The organism is Lactiplantibacillus modestisalitolerans (assembly GCF_005405425.1).
GTDB classification, from domain to species: Bacteria; Bacillota; Bacilli; order Lactobacillales; family Lactobacillaceae; genus Lactiplantibacillus; species Lactiplantibacillus modestisalitolerans.
Genome location: NZ_BJEA01000014.1, coordinates 18245 through 35291, shown reverse-complemented (window position 1 = coordinate 35291; position 17047 = coordinate 18245). Strand labels below are relative to the sequence as shown.

Genomic DNA, 17047 nt, shown 5'->3' with positions numbered 1-17047 from the left:
TGGTTACACCCGCTACTGGCTAAACTAGTTTTTATACTGAGTTCCACGGATTATTATAGTAAGTTTCAAATAATGAAGATGGTTCCGCAGAACTGCTACTAAATTTAGCGTAATCTTACTTATTTTAGCAACAAAAAATTTGGTGTTAATGGCTTTTATCCATCAACACCAAATATCATAGACCCGCTTATATCAAGCGAGTGTAGCCCGTGTTAGGCTTTTTTATCAGTAATCCTAGTACATTAATACAGCGTCGTCACCCGTTGCTGAGTCGTCTCATGCGCTAAATATTCATCGTACGTCGTATCCGCCCGGTCAACCACACCCTTCGAACTAACTTCCACGATGTGGTTGGCAATCGTTTGGATAAATTCATGGTCATGGGACGTGAAAATGATCGCACTTGGAAAATCAATTAAGCTATCGTTCAACGCCGTAATGGATTCCAAATCTAAATGGTTCGTCGGGTCATCTAGTAGTAGCACGTTCGCCCGACTAAGCATCATTTTGGACAGCATCCCGCGAACCTTTTCGCCCCCGGAAAGCACGTTAACCGGACGTTCAACGTCGGTCCCAGAGAATAACATTTTTCCGAGGAAACCGCGGAGGAAGGTGTTGTCACTTTCCTCCTTCGACGCAAACTGACGTAACCAATCAATGATTGGTAATTCACTACCTACGTAGGCTTCATTAATATCCTTTGGCAGGTACGTCCGCGACGTCGTTTGGCCCCAAGTCACACTACCAGTGTCCGGTTCCAGGGTTCCAGCGATAATTTGCATCAGCGTCGTCGTTGCTAGGTCGTTGCGGCTAATTAGCGCCGTCTTTTCCTTTGGTCGCAACGTAAAACTGATATTATCCAAAATCTTAACGCCTTCGATGGTTTTCGAGACGTTTTCAACCCGGATCAAATCGTTCCCAATTTCCCGTTCCGGCGTAAACTTAATAAACGGATACTTCCGCGAAGACGGTTTGATATCGTCCAGCGTAATCTTTTCTAATTGCTTCTTCCGTGAAGTTGCCTGCTTCGATTTTGAAGCGTTGGCACTAAAACGAGCCACGAATTCTTGCAACTCTTTGATTTGGTCGGCCTTTTTCGCGTTAGCGTTAGCTTGTAACTTAGCTGCTAAGGCACTCGATTCCATCCAGAAATCGTAGTTCCCAACGAACAGCGTGATCTTACCAAAGTCCACGTCACACATGTGCGTGCAGACCTGGTTCAAGAAATGCCGGTCATGGGACACCACGATGACGGTGTTATCGTAGTCCGCTAAGAAATCTTCCAACCAACTGATGGACTGAACATCCAACCCGTTGGTCGGTTCGTCTAACAATAGGACGTCGGGGTTCCCAAACAGGGCTTGCCCTAGTAACACCTTCACCTTTTGCGGTTCGGTCAGTTCACTCATTTTGAGTTGTTGCAACTCTTCGCCGATTCCCAGGTTTTGTAGTAACTGGTCAGCTTCCGCTTCAGCGTTCCAGCCGTCCATTTCCGCGAACTCCCCTTCGAGTTCCGCAGCGCGAATGCCATCTTCGTCGCTAAAATCGGGTTTTGCGTATAGGGCGTCTTTTTCCACCATAATATCGTAAAGTTTCTGGTGGCCCCGAATAACCGTTTGTAAAACGACTTCGTCTTCAAAGGCAAAGTGGTTTTGGTTTAAACTGGACATCCGTTCGTTCGGGCCCATTGAAATTGTCCCGGTCGTCGGCTGGAGCCGACCTTCCAAAATTTTCAAGAACGTTGATTTACCGGCGCCGTTCGCGCCAATAACGCCGTAGCAGTTTCCCGGCGTAAATTTTAGGTTAACATCTTCATAAAGTTTGCGAGTTGAGAACTGCATACTAACATTATTTACGGTGAGCATTCATATACCTCTCTTTTTCAGACCAGCGGCTGTTCCGCGGATAATAAAAGAGGTCGGGAGTCACGCTCCCAGCCTCCTGTGTCGTTTCTCATATATCTGAATTCTAGCATGCGGCGTCGGTGAATTGCAATCAAAACCACGGCCCTTTCAGAAAATCGGCCAATTCTAAGCTAGAAAATGTTGTTCCAAATAGCGCAAAACGCCCCCGTCATTGTTGGTACCGGTGACGGTCGCGGCGTTGGCTTGAACGTTTTTCGGCGCATTATGAACGGCAACCGCGTTCTTAACCGCGTGCAACATTTCGAGGTCGTTGGTTCCGTCCCCAAATGCCAACATTTCCGCCGGGCTAACGTTTAACCGGTGCCCCAGGGCGCGTAACGCGGTCCCCTTGTGCACTCCCGGCTGAACTAAACTTAACATGTCGGACGCCATCGCTACCGGTGTTGCAATTCCCGCCAGTTTTGGCTTCAATTCGTAGGCACACTGCGCCGTTTGGCCCGGTGTGCAGTGTAAGTCAACGCGAATGATTGGTGCCGTCACGTCCGCCAACTGCGCCACCATATTAAGTTGCGGGTAACTTTCCCGCAACCGCGCCGCAATCCGCGGACTATGATTTTCCGTGGTATACACCGCCTGGTCACTACATAAAACAACTTGCAACTCGTCGTAAGCCGCTAGCGCTTGGCGAATTTGCGTCAGCGTCTGGGTTGAAAAGGTCTTTAAAGCGACCTCTCCCGTCGCCTTCGCCAGCTCCGCGCCGTTGCTCCCAATCAGCCAAATATCCGGATACTGTTCAAAAAGTGGCGCAATTTCACGCGCAAAGTGGCCGCTCGCCACCGCGAACGTAATGCCTTGCTGGCGTAACGCCGCGTACACGCGCGCAAACCGTGACCGGTCGTAATCACCATGATCATCTAACAAGGTGCCGTCCAAGTCGGTCGCAATTAGTTTGATTGTCATTGATTGATCACCCATTTCTGTATAAAACATCCCCCCTAAGGTTACCGGTTCGTCCGCCGAAGTACAAGCCCCAATTCCGTCATGACAGGTTCGGCGGTTTGAAAAACAAACGGGTACCAAAAGTCGGTTAGCTGGTGTACGTTTCGGCTATTAATTATGAGGCAATAAGCAAGCGGCTGTGACTAAAAAGCGCCGCCACCGGAACCACCACCAAAGCCCCCGGAACTACCACCAGAAAAACCGCCGGAACCGCCCGCCGTGTTACTCATCGCACCCGAAGAGCTGACCGCATTATTCACACTGTGGTTAATCGTTGAAGATAGGTCGAAGTTCACCGCATTCGCATAAAAGAGCGGGTAGTAAACGATGAAGTTCGTTTCTAGGGCCGCTTCGCCAAAGTCCACGGCTAGCTGCTTGGTCACCTGCTTAGCCAGTCCAAAAGCCGCCGCGTAAGGCAAGAGCTGTTCCCATAAAACTAAGTCGCCCACTTGGGCCGTATTAAAGTGGCCAATATCTTTGAGCATTCGTTGCAAACCGTTAATTTGATTGACTAACGCCAAGCCCCGGTCGTTCAACGCGTGCACCCGTTTGCGCTGATGAACGTAGTAACCGACAAAGCCTAAAAAGCCGCTGGTCGCGAGCACTGCTAACCCCAAGGCCACTTGCGGTGACCATAAAAAGCCCAGGCCAGCCATCACGATGCCCGTAAAGAACATCACAATTGGCGCGACTTTCAGTTGGTTCAGTAACGCTTGATTGCCCGCGTCCTTGTAGCCGGTCGTTTGTGCGATCACGTCTTTTTGCCAGCGGTGATAACCCTTTTGTAACCGCCCCTTTTTATCCTTTAGGCTAAACGTTTTTAACTGCTTAAGCGTAAACTGCCCGTCACGCCCGACCTGGTCAAAACACTGGTTCCAAAACGCATTCGTCAACGTACCATTACGCGTTAAGGTAACGTTGGGCCGGCGTTTTTCAGGGCCAACGGTAATGTCCACGGTGCGTTGAGCCGCATCCACCAGCAATTCGCCGGTCAATGCGTTGGCGTTCGGATCGCTCCCCGACCAGAGCGCTTCGGCGACCGCCGGACTAACCGGTGGCACGTCAAAGGAATGGTTTAGCGGAATCGGCGCCTGGTATTCGGTGACGGGCCGGCGCTTAATACTGTACAAGTAGTAACCAGCCAGTATCAACCACACCGCCACGGCTAACAGAACCACGCCGTGCTTCACCGCACGCTGCTGCTTGCGTTTTTGGTTGGCTTTAGCAACCAGGGCCGCCTCCTGCTTTTGTGCGGCGGCCTTACGTTGCTTAGTGCTGGTTTTCTGGTTAGCGGCCGTCACACTCGTTGGAAACAGGAGGTGGCTCTCAACAAACTCGTTTTCTGGATTTTCAGCCAGCGTCATCGTCACCCGTCCCCGCTTACGGTCAACCTGCGTGTGTCCGCTTAACGGACCGTGCGTCCACGCCTGTAACTGCTTGATTGAGCGCGCCGGCAACTGAATTTGAAGCCGGACGTTTTGCAAGTCGACGTCCCAGCCAGTACCGATGATTTTCCAATTCAACTCCGCGGTATCTGCGTAATTCGTCACCACGCCGAGTAACCGGTAGCGGTAAGTCACGGTGAGTTGATCACCACTTTGGACGCTCCGGTAAACCTTCACCCGCATCCGCTCCTTATTTTGAGTGACCTGGTAAGTCTGATCCCGTTCATTCGTTTGCGCGGTCGCAGCCACGGCCGCCTGCTTGTTCAACCGGGTCGTAACGCCCTGTAGCTGGGCCCCGTTAATCCCCCGCAGGTCCTGCACGTTAAAGACGCCGTGATAACTGTCATCAAAATCATACGTCACCGCTTGACGGACGTCCGCACTCCCATCCGTTCGTACGGCCACGTTAACCCGGTACTTCGTCACCTCATAGTCGGCGCGCGCCGTCAGTGGTCGTTGTAGCCCATAAATGAAGGCCACGACTCCCAGCATGGTCGTGAGTAAAACGACCCACCAGCGCATTCTTCGTTGTCGCATCCGAACCCCTCCGTTCCGCGTTTTGGTACTTTCAGTTTACCATACCCGTGACCCCCAAACTAGCTGGTACCAACCGCTCCCATTAACCCCATCAGCTGCTTGCGGTTAACGGGCTTTTTAAACCTGGCTTTGGTTTTGAAGCCTAATTAACCCACACTTTAAATTGGAAACGCTTTTAACTAATCGATTGTGACCATCCCGATTGCACCCAATCAATCCCCGCCTTATCGTTAGGGGTAATTCATATGGGAGGTTTTATCACATGCGTAACGTAACCCGGATTTTAACATTGAGCAACGGCTACCACCTGTGGTCGCACACTTGCAACCTCGGCGGCCATACCAAACTACTCTGTCTGCACGGCGGACCCGGTGACACCCACGAAGTGTTTGAGCGGTTCGGTCCCGAGCTGGCCGACCTCGACATCGAAGTCACGATGTACGACCAACTCGGTTCATGGTACTCCGACACCCCCGATTGGGACGACCCCGCTATCCGTCAGCGGTTTTTAAACGAGGACTACTACCTCAGTGAAGTTGAAGAAGTCCGCCAGCAACTCGGCTACGACCACTTTTACTTGGCTGGTCATTCCTGGGGCGGCATGCTCGCCATGACCTACGCGGCCGACCATCCACAGGCGCTCGCGGGACTCATCATCATTAGCATGGTCGACAACATTGCCGACTATTTAAAACGGATGCGCAAAATTCGTGAACACGAATTCAGCCCCGCGGAGAACGCCTACATGTTAGCCATTGAACGCCGCGGCCAGTGGACCGACCCGCACTACCGCCAATTGATTACTCACCTGTACCACGAATACGTTAATCGCCGGCAACCGGCAGCCCTCGCCCACCAAGTCGATATTCAGGCAAAGCCGGTTTACAACTACTTTCAAGGTGATAATGAATTCGTCGTTGAGGGTGACCTGGGCGACTGGGACTTCTCCAAACGGCTGGCAACCATCCAGCTACCGACACTTTTAATGTTTGCCGACCACGAAACGATGCCACTGACTACCGCCAAGAAAATGGTCAAGGCAATGCCGAACGCCCGCTTAGTAGTAACGCCCGATAGTGGTCATAATCACATGGTCGATAATCCAGCGGTCTTCTTTACTTATTTACGACACTATTTCACAGATTTGCGGTCCGGGCGCTTCACCCCGGACCCACAAAAGGGGTAATGGTTTATGGAAATTAAGCATCCGGCCCAGCAAACGGGGGCCTCACTTCAAGATTTTGGCTATCATCAGGAACTCGAACGGACCCTCTCCGTCAAGGACCTAGTCGTTTACGGGCTAATTTTCATGGTGCCCATCGCACCAATGGGCATCTACGGCTCGGTCGTATCAGTATCACAAGGCATGGTCGCACTGACCTACGCCATCGGGATGGTCGCCATGTTCTTTACCGCCCTTAGTTACGGGCAATTATCGCAGGCGTTTCCCATTGCCGGTTCGGTCTACACCTACGCTAAATTGGGTATCAATAAAACAATTGGTTTCTTATCCGGTTGGATGATCATTTTGGACTACATTTTCGTGCCAGCGTTACTTTACATCATTGCCGCCAATTCGTTACGAGCCCTCATTCCAGCCGTACCAACTTGGATTTGGTTGCTTGCGTTTATTGCGATTAATACCATCATTAATATTCGCGGCATTGAATTTACGGCCATCGCCAACCGCATTTTTCTGGCGGGAGAACTGATCGTGTTAGCCTTTTTCATCGTCCTCGGCGTGTATGGTTTAGCCCATGGGGTTGGTGACGGCTTCACTTTCCGGCCCTTTTACGATCCCCGCTACTTCAATTTAAACTTCGTCATGACCGCCACTTCGGTTGCCGTCCTCAGCTTTCTCGGCTTTGACGGAATCAGCACCCTCGCCGAAGAAACCACCGGTGGGAACCGCGCCGTTGGTAAGGGCATCATGTGGGCGCTAATGCTCGTCGGCGTCCTATTCATCGTACAAACCTACTTGGCCGCCTTAATCGTTCCCAACTGGCGCTCCTTTACCGACCTCAATACCGCGTTTTACGTCGTCGCCGGCCGGGTCGGTGGGCCGTTCTTGGCAAACTTAACGACCATCGCCACAATTCTTTCCTGGGGCTTCGCCAACGCCCTCGCAGCGCAAGCGGCCATCTCGCGGATTTTGTTCGGGATGGCGCGCGACCGGAACTTACCGGGAGCACTCGCTAAAGTACATCCTAAGTTCAAGACGCCCTACGTCAGCACATTGCTCGTCGCCGGCATTTCGTTGGTCGTCGGCCTCGCCTTCATGAATGATAGTGGTACGCTTTCACAAATCGTTAACTGCGGTGCGTTGACTGCGTTTCTAGTCATTCACGTGGCGGTGGTCAACCACTTCTTCATCCGCCAGCATTCCCGTGATTATTGGCACCACTTGCTCGTACCGATAATCGGCTTTGCAATCATTCTCTTCGTGATGATCAACCTGAGTAGCTTAGCTAAACTAATCGGGGGCGCTTGGTTAGTGCTTGGCTTAGCCTACTACGGAGTATTACGGTTAACCCAACGCAAAACGGAGATGAACTTGTAACGCATTATAAAACCGGCGCTGCTCAAGGCAACGCCGGTTTTTTTCGGGTCTATGATATTTGGTGTGAATATTGCCGCCAGCAGCGGGTGTAACCGGTTGGCTGGACTGGTTTTTACATTGCGTTCTACGGATTATTCTAGTAAGCCTTAAATAATGAAGATGCTTTCGCAGAGGATTACTAAATTTCGCGTAATCACGCTTATTCGTTGGTTACAGCGAACTGATTGAAACTCAAATTGACTGTTCTCTTAACAGCTCAACATCATATCCCATAAAACCAATTTTTTCGGTTTAAACTGATTTCGTTTGATCAAGCTTCGGTAAGGCCAAGAAAATTATCAGGCCGATAACGAAGAGGATGCTGAGTGAGGCGGCCCCAATCGTGGATTGGCCGGTCAACTGGGTCACAATCCCCACCAATACCGGGCCCATTACGGCCGAAAATTTACCTAAAATGTTATAAAAGCCGAAGAATTCACTCCCACTTTCCTTAGGAATCAAGCGTCCAAAGTACGAACGGCTCAGCGCTTGAATCCCACCCTGGCTCGTCCCGACCAGGACGGCAAGCACCCAGAAGTCGACCGCGCTGGATAAGCGCAACGCGTACAAGCAAATACCCAGGTAGATCACAATGCCAAGCAAAATTCCCGTCCGCGTGGAGGTCTTGTTCGCCAACCAGCCGTATAATAAAGAAAACGGAAAGGCGACGAGTTGCACCACCAACAAGACAAGCATAAGCGTGGTGGTGGAAATTCCCATGTCCATCCCAATGGACGTTGCCATCGTAAAAATCGTATCAACGCCGTCAATGTAAAAGAAGTAGGCGACGAGGAACCAAGCAGCGGCGCGGTAGTTGCGGATGTGCTTCAAAGTCGACCAGACGCGCTTAAAGCTGGAGCGGACCGGTTGACCACTAGGTTTGAGGGCGTACTTCTGGTGCACATTTTTAACCAACGGCACGTAGAAAATAATCCACCAAACCGCGGCCAAAACAAAGCTCCAGCGAGCCACACCGTAACTCGACAACTGACCAAAGCCGTTAGTCAACTGCAGGACTAAGAATAAAATAAACGCTAAGACGCCCCCCAGGTAGCCAAAGCCGTAGCCGTACGTTGAAACCCGGTCCATTTGTTCATTCGGCGCAACGTCGGTCAAAAAACTGTCATAAAACAAGTTCCCACCGGAATAACCGATAATCGATAAGATGTACACGACCATCAACCATTTCCAGGCACTGGTCGGAACCACGCTCAAAGCCAAGGTCATCACCATCCCGACGAGTGCGAACGTATTTAACATCCGTTTCTTAGCGCGCGGGTAATCCGCAAGTGCGCCCAGAACCGGTGCGAGGATTGAAACGAGTAACGTACCGATACTATTGGCGTACCCCCAATAGGCGGTGGCGTTCGCGGCGCTGACCCCGTTAGCTTGGGCCACCGCTTTGAAGTAAACGGGTAAAACCGCCGTAGTCACAATAATGCCGTAGCTGGAGTTGGCCCAATCGTAAAAGACCCAGCTCCACTGCTGCTTGTTTAATTTCATTTTGAATTAAGACTCCTTAAAAATATCAGTCAGGCACTGGCCCGCTAAAGGTTCTGGAAACTGGAGGCCCAGTAGGCGGGCAAAGGTTGGCGCTTCATCGACCAAATTAGCATGGTCAACCGTCGCACCTGCCTTGACCGCCGGCCCATTAAAGACGAGGGTCGTCTGATAATCCGGCTTATCCGGATCATAGCCGTGCACGCCGTGGTAGCGGTCGGGCGTTCCCAGCGTATCAGGATGGACTGGTTCAACCACGAGCGGTCGTCGGCTTTCGTCGGTAAAGTAATAGCCGGCCTTAGCTTCAACCATCAGTGCGCAATCGGGATCGGCTCCGCGTTTAGCTGCCGCCTGACCATCAATCACGGTTTCAACCCCTTCCACTTCATTAATCAGGGCCTTTAACCGCGCCCAATCATCAAAGTGGCGAGTATAAACGTAGGTGGCCCCGTCCGCCGACTTCGCCATCACCGACCAGTCATCATCAAACGTCTGATCCGCACGGGCATGTAACCAGCCTTGCTTGGCAAAGAGCGTGTTTAAGTGAATCATATGATCAACGTTGATTTGGTAGTGGTCGCCTAAAATAACGAAGTTAGTGTCGGCAAAGGTTCCGGCCTGCTTAGTTGCTTCAATTAACTGACCAACGTGCTTGTCCAATCGGTGCAACCCCGCCATTGCTTCCTTCGAACGGACACCATAGCGGTGACGCATACTATCCATATCGACCAAGTGGATCATTGTTAAATTGGGCTGCTTATTAACTAAGGTATCAACCGCACAGGCGGTAATAAATTCATCAAGTTGCGGTTGTTTAATGCCGTTGCGCAAGTGGCCATACTTATGATTCATGGCTAATAAAAACAATGGCGAACTGGCCTTCAGTGAAACCAACACCTGGTTGGTCCAGATGCGGTTCGGGAAAATTTCTGCGAGGTTATATGTAATTTTGCTCCCCGCCGTGACCGGCCACAAAAACGCGGCGGTCGTTAATTTTCGCTTGCGCGCTAAGTCGTACAGCGTCGGCACTTTAACGTCTTTTTGATACCAATACCAGTCCGGGGAGCGCCGCTCCGGCTGAATCTTCGTGTTGTTCACAATTCCGTGAACCCGCGGGTACTGGCCCGTGATAATCGTGGTGTGGGACGGATACGTCAGTGTCGGATAAATTCCCGTCACCGACTTGACCCAGGTCCCACCGGTAATCAGTTGCTTTAAAACTGGTAGTTCGTCCTGATGTTCCCGAAGATCCCGGTAACCCAGGGCGTCCAGTGAAATGATTACCATGTGTTGATTAGTCGCCATTTCGATCGCCCCTTTAAACTTTTTTAAGCTATTAGTAACTCAAATTATACCGCACCATTCCGCAGAATGTCAGGGCGCAATTTGTTCAGTTCGCGGTTTAAACGGTAACTAAAGACGTGCAAAAGACTGGTGCTTACCATGATGATACTACGGTGGTTTAGGGCTTTATGTATGTCAATTGTATGGTAGAATGATATATAAATGGAGGTGGTATCTATGAAAACAACACCAACTACTATTCGCCTTGATGATGATCTCAAGAAAGAATTAAACAAGGAACTAAAATCCATGGGGCTAAGCATTAACGGATATTTCAACTTAGCTGCTCGTCAGTTGGTTATTCAGAAGAAAGTGCCATTTGAAGTGCTAGCTGAATCAGATGAGCCAACAGAAACTACTAAAAAAGCTCTGGTAGCCGCTCAAGCGAAGGAGCTTGGCATCATCCCCGACGATGCCCTTAGCTTCAATAATGTCAACGAATTAAAAAGCTATCTGGATAAAGACTGATGTATCAATTGAAAGTTGAACCCCAATTTAAGAAAGACTATCAGCAATTGAAGCAACATCACCCTGAATTAATAGCCAATCTCTTAAATACCTTAAATCAATTGCACCTTAACGGCATTGTTAGTGCTGAATATCAACCGCACGTCTTGGATAATCGCGGTGGTAACTACAATGGTAGTTATGAATACCATCTATCTGATGGTAAAGTTGATGTGTTAGTAATTTATATGCCCCACAAAACTAATCCATCAATCCGCTTAATTAGAGTTGGTAGCCATCATGACTTATTTCATAGCACGCTAAGATAATTATTCAATCAATAAAAGAGATGCTACTCACAATGTCTCCCACAAAGATTGCTTACGCTATTTTCATCTCTTGATTTCATTTATTAAGTGATCCTTACAATTTCATAGGTATGTACTAAGCTACTATCACTTTACTTTGTTCAGACATATCAAACATCCTTTCGCCCTGTTTAATTTGGTTGATTGCCGATAAACATTATATCGAAAGGATGTTTTTTAGCTAAAGTTTCCACTATCCGAGCTTGACTAATCGTAAGCAAGCGGCTGTGACATTAGTCACAGCCGCTTGTGTGTTGCCTCATGTTAATAGCCGAAACGTGCGCCAAAAGTCAGCTAACTTTCGTCATACTTTCATTTTAGAATTACACTTTTCTTCGGCCGTTGCGTTTATCCGTCCTGTTCAAAATGTTCCTGCTAATAAATCCTGCGTCTGAAGCCAGCGCGTGGCCAAGCCAATCCACTGGCTCACCGGCTGGTTGAGGTACTTCGTCTTTCCGGGCTTTTCCGTCACGTGGTTCGCCAACGCTAAACCATGAATTCCACTACCAAATAGGTGGTATTCCGCTGCCACGCCGTGCGCAAGCAGTGCCTGCACGTAACTGAGCGAATTTTGGGCCGGCACTAATTCATCGGTAATCGTTTGCCAAATAAAGGCCGGCTTGCTTTGCGCCGTTACCAGTTTTTGTGCGGCCCACAATCGTGAATCCGTCGTCATTCGTTCGCGGGTATGCGCGTCCGTGGGAAAGCCGGCCGTCAAATCAATCAGCGGGTACCCTAATAGGACCGCTGCGATTTCGCCAGCATACTGGTCAAGCCGGTAGCGTTGTTTTAAGACCGGATCATGGGCGACCCCGTTGAACGTCGCAGCCACGTGTCCGCCCGCCGAAAATCCTGCCAATAAGATTCGCTGGGCATCGACGTGTCGCCCCGTCTGGGAACTGACCCACGCTACCGTTTGGGCGACCTGCTGTAAGGCCCACGGGTAGACTGCCGTGTGCGTATCCATCAACTGATAGTTCAAGACGACCGTGTGCATCCCTTCAGCGGCAAACCGCGTCGCAATCGGGGCCTCTTCGCGGCCAGAATGGTACGTAAAACCGCCCCCCGGACAAATAATCATCACTGGATAATCCACCGGTGTTTCAAAATCTGAAATTTGATCTAACCAATACGCCGTCACCTGAAATGGGTGCCCCGCGGCGGTTAACGTTTGTTGTTCAATTTGCATAGTTGTCAGTCCCCCCTATTTGTGGCGCCCGCAAGCGCCCCACACGTTGTGTTCGCTTACATTATGAATTAGCGGCTTAACTTTGTCAATTTTATTCGAATAAATAATGAAATTTATTCGTTCATATGTTTAAATTAACCCAAAATTTGCTATAATTAGGGGTGAGTTAGCGCTACCAAGCAGCGGTCTTCATTCTGACCGATTATTTTCAGGGTGCGTTTACTATTTATTTTCCAATAACTAATTTAATTGTAGTAAGGGTGATCGTATGACTAAAAACACCGTAACAACCATTTATCAAACCTTAAGGAAACGCATTATGGACGGCACTTATAGCATTAAAATGCGCCTACCAATTGAAGACGACCTCATTCAAGAATTCGATAGCAGCCGCTACGCCGTCCGCAAAGCGATTAAGGCCCTCGCCGAGGAAGGATTAGTTTACAGCGTCAAGGGCCGTGGCGTGGTCTTGCTAGAACACGCGCCGCAAATGCAACAATTTAGCTTAAACATGGGGACCATGAACGGCTTAAAAACGCAAAACGCTGACCTCCATTTAGACTACCAAACCGACGTCGTCAGCTTTAAACAAGTCATTGTTGACGCGCCACTTAGTCGCAAAACCGCCTTCGAAGTCGGAATCCCAGTCTATGCCATTCAGCGGGTACGGGTCATCAATGGCGTCCGCGCAGTGCTAGATATTAACTACTTTAACGCCCAACTGACACCCGGAATCACCGCAAAAATCGCCGGCCAGTCGATTTATAGCTACTTACAGGGGACGCTAAAAATTAAAATTGCGGTGGCTAAGCGGATGCTCCGCGTTGATTCCGCTGACGAAACCGATACGACCCAGTTAGCACTAGGTAAAAATAACTGTGTCGGTAACCTCATCAGCATCGCTTTTAACGATGAGGGTCGCCAATTTGAATACACCGAATCCCACTTTATTCCAAACGAATTTAACTTCACCCAGTTAATTCGTAATTAGTCTTTACAAACATCTAGCTCCCAGCCACCCAATCGTGGTTGGGAGCTTTTTGGCGTCAGACCGCCCGTTTACGTCCTTTTAAATTAACCAAAATAGGTACCTATAAATATTTTCAAACAACTAATAAAAATATATTCGAATATAAATTGACTAATTAGTCCAATCAATTATAATAAAGGTTGTAAATGCTAATGGGGGTTAGCTTTTATACCACTTGATTATCAGGTGGCCGATACGGGTCAAAGGATTAGGTATGGTCAAGGAGTATAACTACATTCGTCGTCACTAGACCATTGGTCAGGCTAGTGACTTTTTTGTTAAAAAAATAGAGTGTGAGGGCCAGCGGGTTGGTCTGAGGATTAGCCTAGCCATTGGTGCTGTGCGGGCTATGCACGGTATCAATGGCGTAGCTAACCACAGGACCAGGCTGGCCCGAACACGTTTCGGCTAGATTGCAGCAACCGAGTACTGCCTAGACAAAGGCATGACGCGGATTGTTATCGTAGCAGGCGCAGACGTCAGTTAATCTGGAGAATGTTTCGGGCTTCCTTCCTTCGAAGACAAAAATGATGTCATAACTTTTAACATAAAACAAAAAGAAGCTGAGCAACTGCTCAACTTCTTTTCTTATTTTTCGATAAAACTATCTGCAAAGCGCTAAAACCGCCTTTAAATAGCCTACTTGAATGGTCACTGTTGACGTCGTTTCCGTCGAGCAGCGTAAGCCCCAAGGGTCAAGGCTCCCATCAATGCTAATCCGGTTGCTTGCGCAGCTTGATTGGTCGTTTCATCAGTCTGGGGTAACCCTTTTCCTTGTGCTAAGGCTAAGTCCGCCGCAACGTCGGTCCGAAGCTGCGTTAAAATCGTAACTAACGCACTGTCACCTTGCTTTTGAGCTTGCTTGATAGCTTGATCAATCAAAGTTAGCAACGTTTCGTCTTCTTTTATTTGATCACGGGCCGATTCAGACTGGCTCTCTTCAAAAGCCACCTCAAGATCCGCCACCGTATCTTCGTCGACGTGTCCATTGTCAAGGTCTTCTTGGACGTCGTCTTCTAATTCATCAACGACTTCTTCAGGCGTCTTACCTTCGTCAATTTCTTCCTTAACTTCTTCTTCCAGCTCCTCTTCGGATTCATCGACCTCTTCTTCAGTTTCTTCGAGTTCTTCTTCCTCATCGGTGCCATCAGTCTCTTCGCCACCCTCATTCGGAAGTGACGGTATTTCTGGTAAGACGGCAATTGGATGAACCGGCTTTTCAAATTCTTCTTCCTCGCCGCCTCCATCTGGAACGGATGGTAGTTCTGGTAACTCACCGATTGGTGTTACTGGCTTATCGAATTCTTCCTCTTCTTCGCCGCCTTCGCCAGGAACGGATGGTAATTCTGGTAATTCACCGATGGGATGAACTGGCTTTTCAAATTCTTCCGGTTCCGGCTCCTCGGGTTCGGGCGTTGGTTCTGGAGTTGGTTCTGGTTCTGGTTCTGGTTCTGGTTCTGGTTCTGGTTCTGGTTCTTCAGGTTCGGGCGTTGGTTCAGGTTCTGGGTCAGGATTAGGTTCCGGTTCCGGTTCCGGCTCTGGCTCTGGTTCCGGGTCTGGGTCAGGATCTGGTTCAGGCTCAGGCTCAGGCTCAGGTTCTGGTTCTGGTTCTGGTTCTGGTTCTGGTTCTGGCTCCGGTTCCGGTTCTGGTTCTGGCTCCGGTTCAGGCTCCGGCTCCGGTTCTGGTTCTGGTTCAGGTTCTGGCTCTGGCTCTGGTTCTGGCTCAGGTTCAGGTTCAGGTTCAGGCTCCGGATCCTTCTTATTATCAACATTATCTTGTAAATCCCAGCGGTGAGTTTCACCCTTCACAACGACCCTATCAGCAATGATGTTACCGTCCAAATTATGGTTAGCAATCACTTCGGTCTTCGGTGCTAGGACGCTTCCTTGGAACGTTTGGTTAAAGTTAACGGTCCCAGTTGCGACCTTATCCGTCGCAGTTGAATCGTAAAAGTTCCAGAGCAAGTGGTTATCCCCAAAATCTTCAGTTTCGTGTGGGTCACGACTATGACCGTCGTCGTATTGAATTTTAATTTGGGAATTAACTTGGTAATCTTGATTGCCTTCCGTATCAACGTTGATGATGACCGTGTGCCCGTCCTTGTCAGCGGATAACCCTTGAATCGTTAGGGGTGTACTGGTATTCAAAACGTCGGCTGCTAAGTTAACAATGATGTGACCGTCTTCGTCTGGTTCAAGGTCACTAACGTCAATCACCCGTTGATTCATATCCGGAAAATGGGCGCTCGTATAGTAGACGTGCGGTTGTTGGTTACTTAAACGACCACTTAACTTTTCAAGCATTGCAAATTCTTTATCAAAGTCGATGTAGACGTTACCGTTCTTGTCCTGAAAAACTTCTGAAGATTTCAAATGGTCAATATCAATACCATCAATTTTAGGCCGGTTTGGGTTAGAAACATCGATTGAAACGCCTTCCCCGAAGATAACTTTATTCGTCCGACTGTTCCCGGCCGAGACGAAGGAGCTGTTCGCTAAGTTAGAAAAACTCTGAATATAGGAAATATCCTTATCAAGCAATTCTTCAGTGATGTTCGTTCCGAAATTAACCTTACCATCAAGGTGACCAACCGCAACGTTACCATTAACGTGGGTGTTTAATTCGGCATCCCGCGCAAAAATATGGAATTGTGACGAAACCCCTAGTAGGTTATGTAAATCAGGAAAATCATCCTCAACGTTACCGCCGTCTTCCACGTCCGGGTTGGCCGCACGCGTACTCCGTAATAGCTGGGCGCTAAATAGTTGGGCTAATTGTGCCGATTCGCCTTGCTGATCGGTGGTTAAATTAAGGGTCGTCGTTTCAGGTTGTTCAGCGGCCGCTACGTCGGTAACTTGGTGGCTCGACGACTGACTATCAGTCATCGGCGCCGCTTTAGTTGACGTGGTTGTTGCCGCTGACGTTTCGTCCGAATCAACGGTCGTTGTTTTACCGGTCGTCGAATCTGATTGCTTCTGGCCGTTCTGATTGACGTCATCAGCTGTCTGGTCAGTATCGTTACCACTAGTAGTCGTTGTTGTTGGCGTCTTGGCCCCTTCAGTGTCAGTCGACTCAACTTCGGCATCCGCCGTATTATCAGCGTCCCCCTGCTTTTGCGCATTCGACGCATTCTGATTAGTAGCATTCGTTGCAGTAGTCGGCGTCTCGGTCGTAGTTGATTGCTTGGTATCGCTATCATTATCAGTCGTTGATTCCGTTGCACCCGTGGTTTGAGTTTCAGACTTCGTTGCCCCGGCCTGAGTGTCAGTCGTATTCACGTCATCATTAGACTGAACTGATGATGATGTTCGTAATTGATAACGGTTGGTTTGAGTCGCGCTCGTCCCCGACGCATCGACTTGTGAACCGCTCGTCGCCGTCGATGAACTTGCATCGTCAGCATCAGCATGAACGCTTAACGCTGTTCCCCCAAGGGTTAAGATCACCGCACAGGCGAAGGCCCACCGGCGACCAATCTTATACATTTTAAAATGTGTTCGCTTACGTTCCATTGACTATCCCACCTAAAATTAAATTAATTGAGATTCCTTTTAAACACTTCCATTTTCACGCTATTTACAATATTATTCAACCACGCTAATAAATAAATTTATATTTAACAGCTTCAACTAGCCGCGTCATTTCAACGATTAACACTATTAACTAGGGTTGCGTTTCAGCGTTTTTCATACCGCAGGCTAAATAAACGATGAAAGCACAAAA

The 17047-nt window shown here is 49.1% G+C and carries 12 protein-coding genes; 5 read left to right on the top strand and 7 right to left on the bottom strand.

Annotation, left to right across the window (positions count from 1 at the left end; translation table 11 throughout):
- Positions 1-242 precede the first annotated feature (242 nt).
- The 3 genes from FFM79_RS09095 to FFM79_RS09085 all read right to left on the bottom strand — a co-directional run bounded on the left by FFM79_RS09095 (position 243) and on the right by FFM79_RS09085 (position 4846).
- Positions 243-1865 (bottom strand): ABC-F family ATP-binding cassette domain-containing protein, encoded by a 1623-nt coding sequence (locus FFM79_RS09095; RefSeq protein WP_137643165.1) that lies wholly within the window; start codon positions 1863-1865, stop codon positions 243-245.
- Between the two features lie 165 nt (positions 1866-2030).
- Positions 2031-2855, bottom strand: a complete 825-nt coding sequence (locus FFM79_RS09090) for a Cof-type HAD-IIB family hydrolase (protein ID WP_225424419.1) — start codon at positions 2853-2855, stop codon at positions 2031-2033.
- 152 nt (positions 2856-3007) lie between these two features.
- Positions 3008-4846, bottom strand: coding sequence for a DUF2207 domain-containing protein (locus FFM79_RS09085; RefSeq protein WP_137643163.1), 1839 nt, complete (start codon positions 4844-4846; stop codon positions 3008-3010).
- 262 nt (positions 4847-5108) lie between these two features.
- On the opposite strand from FFM79_RS09085, the gene FFM79_RS09080 reads away from it, so the two are divergent.
- Positions 5109-6032, top strand: coding sequence for a proline iminopeptidase-family hydrolase (locus tag FFM79_RS09080; RefSeq protein ID WP_137643162.1), 924 nt, complete (start codon positions 5109-5111; stop codon positions 6030-6032).
- Between the two features lie 6 nt (positions 6033-6038).
- A complete protein-coding gene (locus FFM79_RS09075; RefSeq protein ID WP_137643161.1) occupies positions 6039-7406 on the top strand; it encodes an APC family permease in 1368 nt (455 codons plus the stop codon).
- Between the two features lie 291 nt (positions 7407-7697).
- On the opposite strand, the gene FFM79_RS09070 is transcribed toward FFM79_RS09075, so the two are convergent.
- Together FFM79_RS09070 and FFM79_RS09065 are read right to left on the bottom strand one after the other, a co-directional pair.
- A complete protein-coding gene (locus FFM79_RS09070) occupies positions 7698-8948 on the bottom strand; it encodes an MFS transporter (RefSeq protein WP_137643160.1) in 1251 nt (416 codons plus the stop codon).
- Positions 8949-8954: 6 nt separating this feature from the next.
- Positions 8955-10250: an alkaline phosphatase family protein gene (locus tag FFM79_RS09065; RefSeq protein WP_137643159.1), complete on the bottom strand. Its 1296-nt coding sequence runs from the start codon at positions 10248-10250 to the stop codon at positions 8955-8957.
- Between the two features lie 216 nt (positions 10251-10466).
- Here FFM79_RS09065 and FFM79_RS09060 point away from each other — a divergent pair, with 216 nt between their 5' ends.
- Both FFM79_RS09060 and FFM79_RS09055 read left to right on the top strand, forming a co-directional pair.
- The gene (locus FFM79_RS09060; protein WP_137643158.1) at positions 10467-10757 is read left to right on the top strand and encodes a type II toxin-antitoxin system RelB/DinJ family antitoxin; all 291 of its coding nucleotides are present in this window, start codon (positions 10467-10469) and stop codon (positions 10755-10757) included.
- On the top strand, positions 10757-11065 hold the full coding sequence (locus FFM79_RS09055; protein WP_137643157.1) for a type II toxin-antitoxin system mRNA interferase toxin, RelE/StbE family: 309 nt from the start codon (positions 10757-10759) through the stop codon (positions 11063-11065). Before FFM79_RS09060 ends, FFM79_RS09055 begins: the two co-directional genes overlap by 1 nt.
- Positions 11066-11465: 400 nt before the next feature.
- Here FFM79_RS09055 and FFM79_RS09050 read toward each other — a convergent pair whose 3' ends face one another.
- Entirely contained in the window at positions 11466-12293 is an 828-nt protein-coding gene (locus FFM79_RS09050; RefSeq protein ID WP_137643156.1) for an alpha/beta hydrolase, read from the bottom strand.
- A gap of 268 nt (positions 12294-12561) precedes the next feature.
- Between FFM79_RS09050 and FFM79_RS09045 the strand changes: the two genes are divergently transcribed.
- The gene (locus FFM79_RS09045; RefSeq protein ID WP_137643155.1) at positions 12562-13284 is read left to right on the top strand and encodes a UTRA domain-containing protein; all 723 of its coding nucleotides are present in this window, start codon (positions 12562-12564) and stop codon (positions 13282-13284) included.
- Positions 13285-13974: 690 nt separating this feature from the next.
- Here the strand turns inward: FFM79_RS09045 and FFM79_RS09040 are convergent.
- The gene (locus tag FFM79_RS09040; protein WP_225424418.1) at positions 13975-16836 is read right to left on the bottom strand and encodes a collagen-binding domain-containing protein; all 2862 of its coding nucleotides are present in this window, start codon (positions 16834-16836) and stop codon (positions 13975-13977) included.
- Positions 16837-17047 lie beyond the last annotated feature (211 nt).

What these genes read in the sequence shown, in the direction of transcription:
- FFM79_RS09090 (WP_225424419.1), bottom strand. Translation starts at nt 2,855, where the DNA reads ATGTTTTATACAGAAATGGGTGATCAATCAATGACAATCAAACTAATT.
- FFM79_RS09070 (WP_137643160.1), bottom strand. Translation starts at nt 8,948, where the DNA reads ATGAAATTAAACAAGCAGCAGTGGAGCTGGGTCTTTTACGATTGGGCC.
- FFM79_RS09075 (WP_137643161.1), top strand. Translation starts at nt 6,039, where the DNA reads ATGGAAATTAAGCATCCGGCCCAGCAAACGGGGGCCTCACTTCAAGAT.
- FFM79_RS09040 (WP_225424418.1), bottom strand. Translation starts at nt 16,836, where the DNA reads ATGGAACGTAAGCGAACACATTTTAAAATGTATAAGATTGGTCGCCGG.
- FFM79_RS09050 (WP_137643156.1), bottom strand. Translation starts at nt 12,293, where the DNA reads ATGCAAATTGAACAACAAACGTTAACCGCCGCGGGGCACCCATTTCAG.
- FFM79_RS09045 (WP_137643155.1), top strand. Translation starts at nt 12,562, where the DNA reads ATGACTAAAAACACCGTAACAACCATTTATCAAACCTTAAGGAAACGC.
- FFM79_RS09080 (WP_137643162.1), top strand. Translation starts at nt 5,109, where the DNA reads ATGCGTAACGTAACCCGGATTTTAACATTGAGCAACGGCTACCACCTG.
- FFM79_RS09055 (WP_137643157.1), top strand. Translation starts at nt 10,757, where the DNA reads ATGTATCAATTGAAAGTTGAACCCCAATTTAAGAAAGACTATCAGCAA.
- FFM79_RS09065 (WP_137643159.1), bottom strand. Translation starts at nt 10,250, where the DNA reads ATGGCGACTAATCAACACATGGTAATCATTTCACTGGACGCCCTGGGT.
- FFM79_RS09060 (WP_137643158.1), top strand. Translation starts at nt 10,467, where the DNA reads ATGAAAACAACACCAACTACTATTCGCCTTGATGATGATCTCAAGAAA.
- FFM79_RS09085 (WP_137643163.1), bottom strand. Translation starts at nt 4,846, where the DNA reads ATGCGACAACGAAGAATGCGCTGGTGGGTCGTTTTACTCACGACCATG.
- FFM79_RS09095 (WP_137643165.1), bottom strand. Translation starts at nt 1,865, where the DNA reads ATGCTCACCGTAAATAATGTTAGTATGCAGTTCTCAACTCGCAAACTT.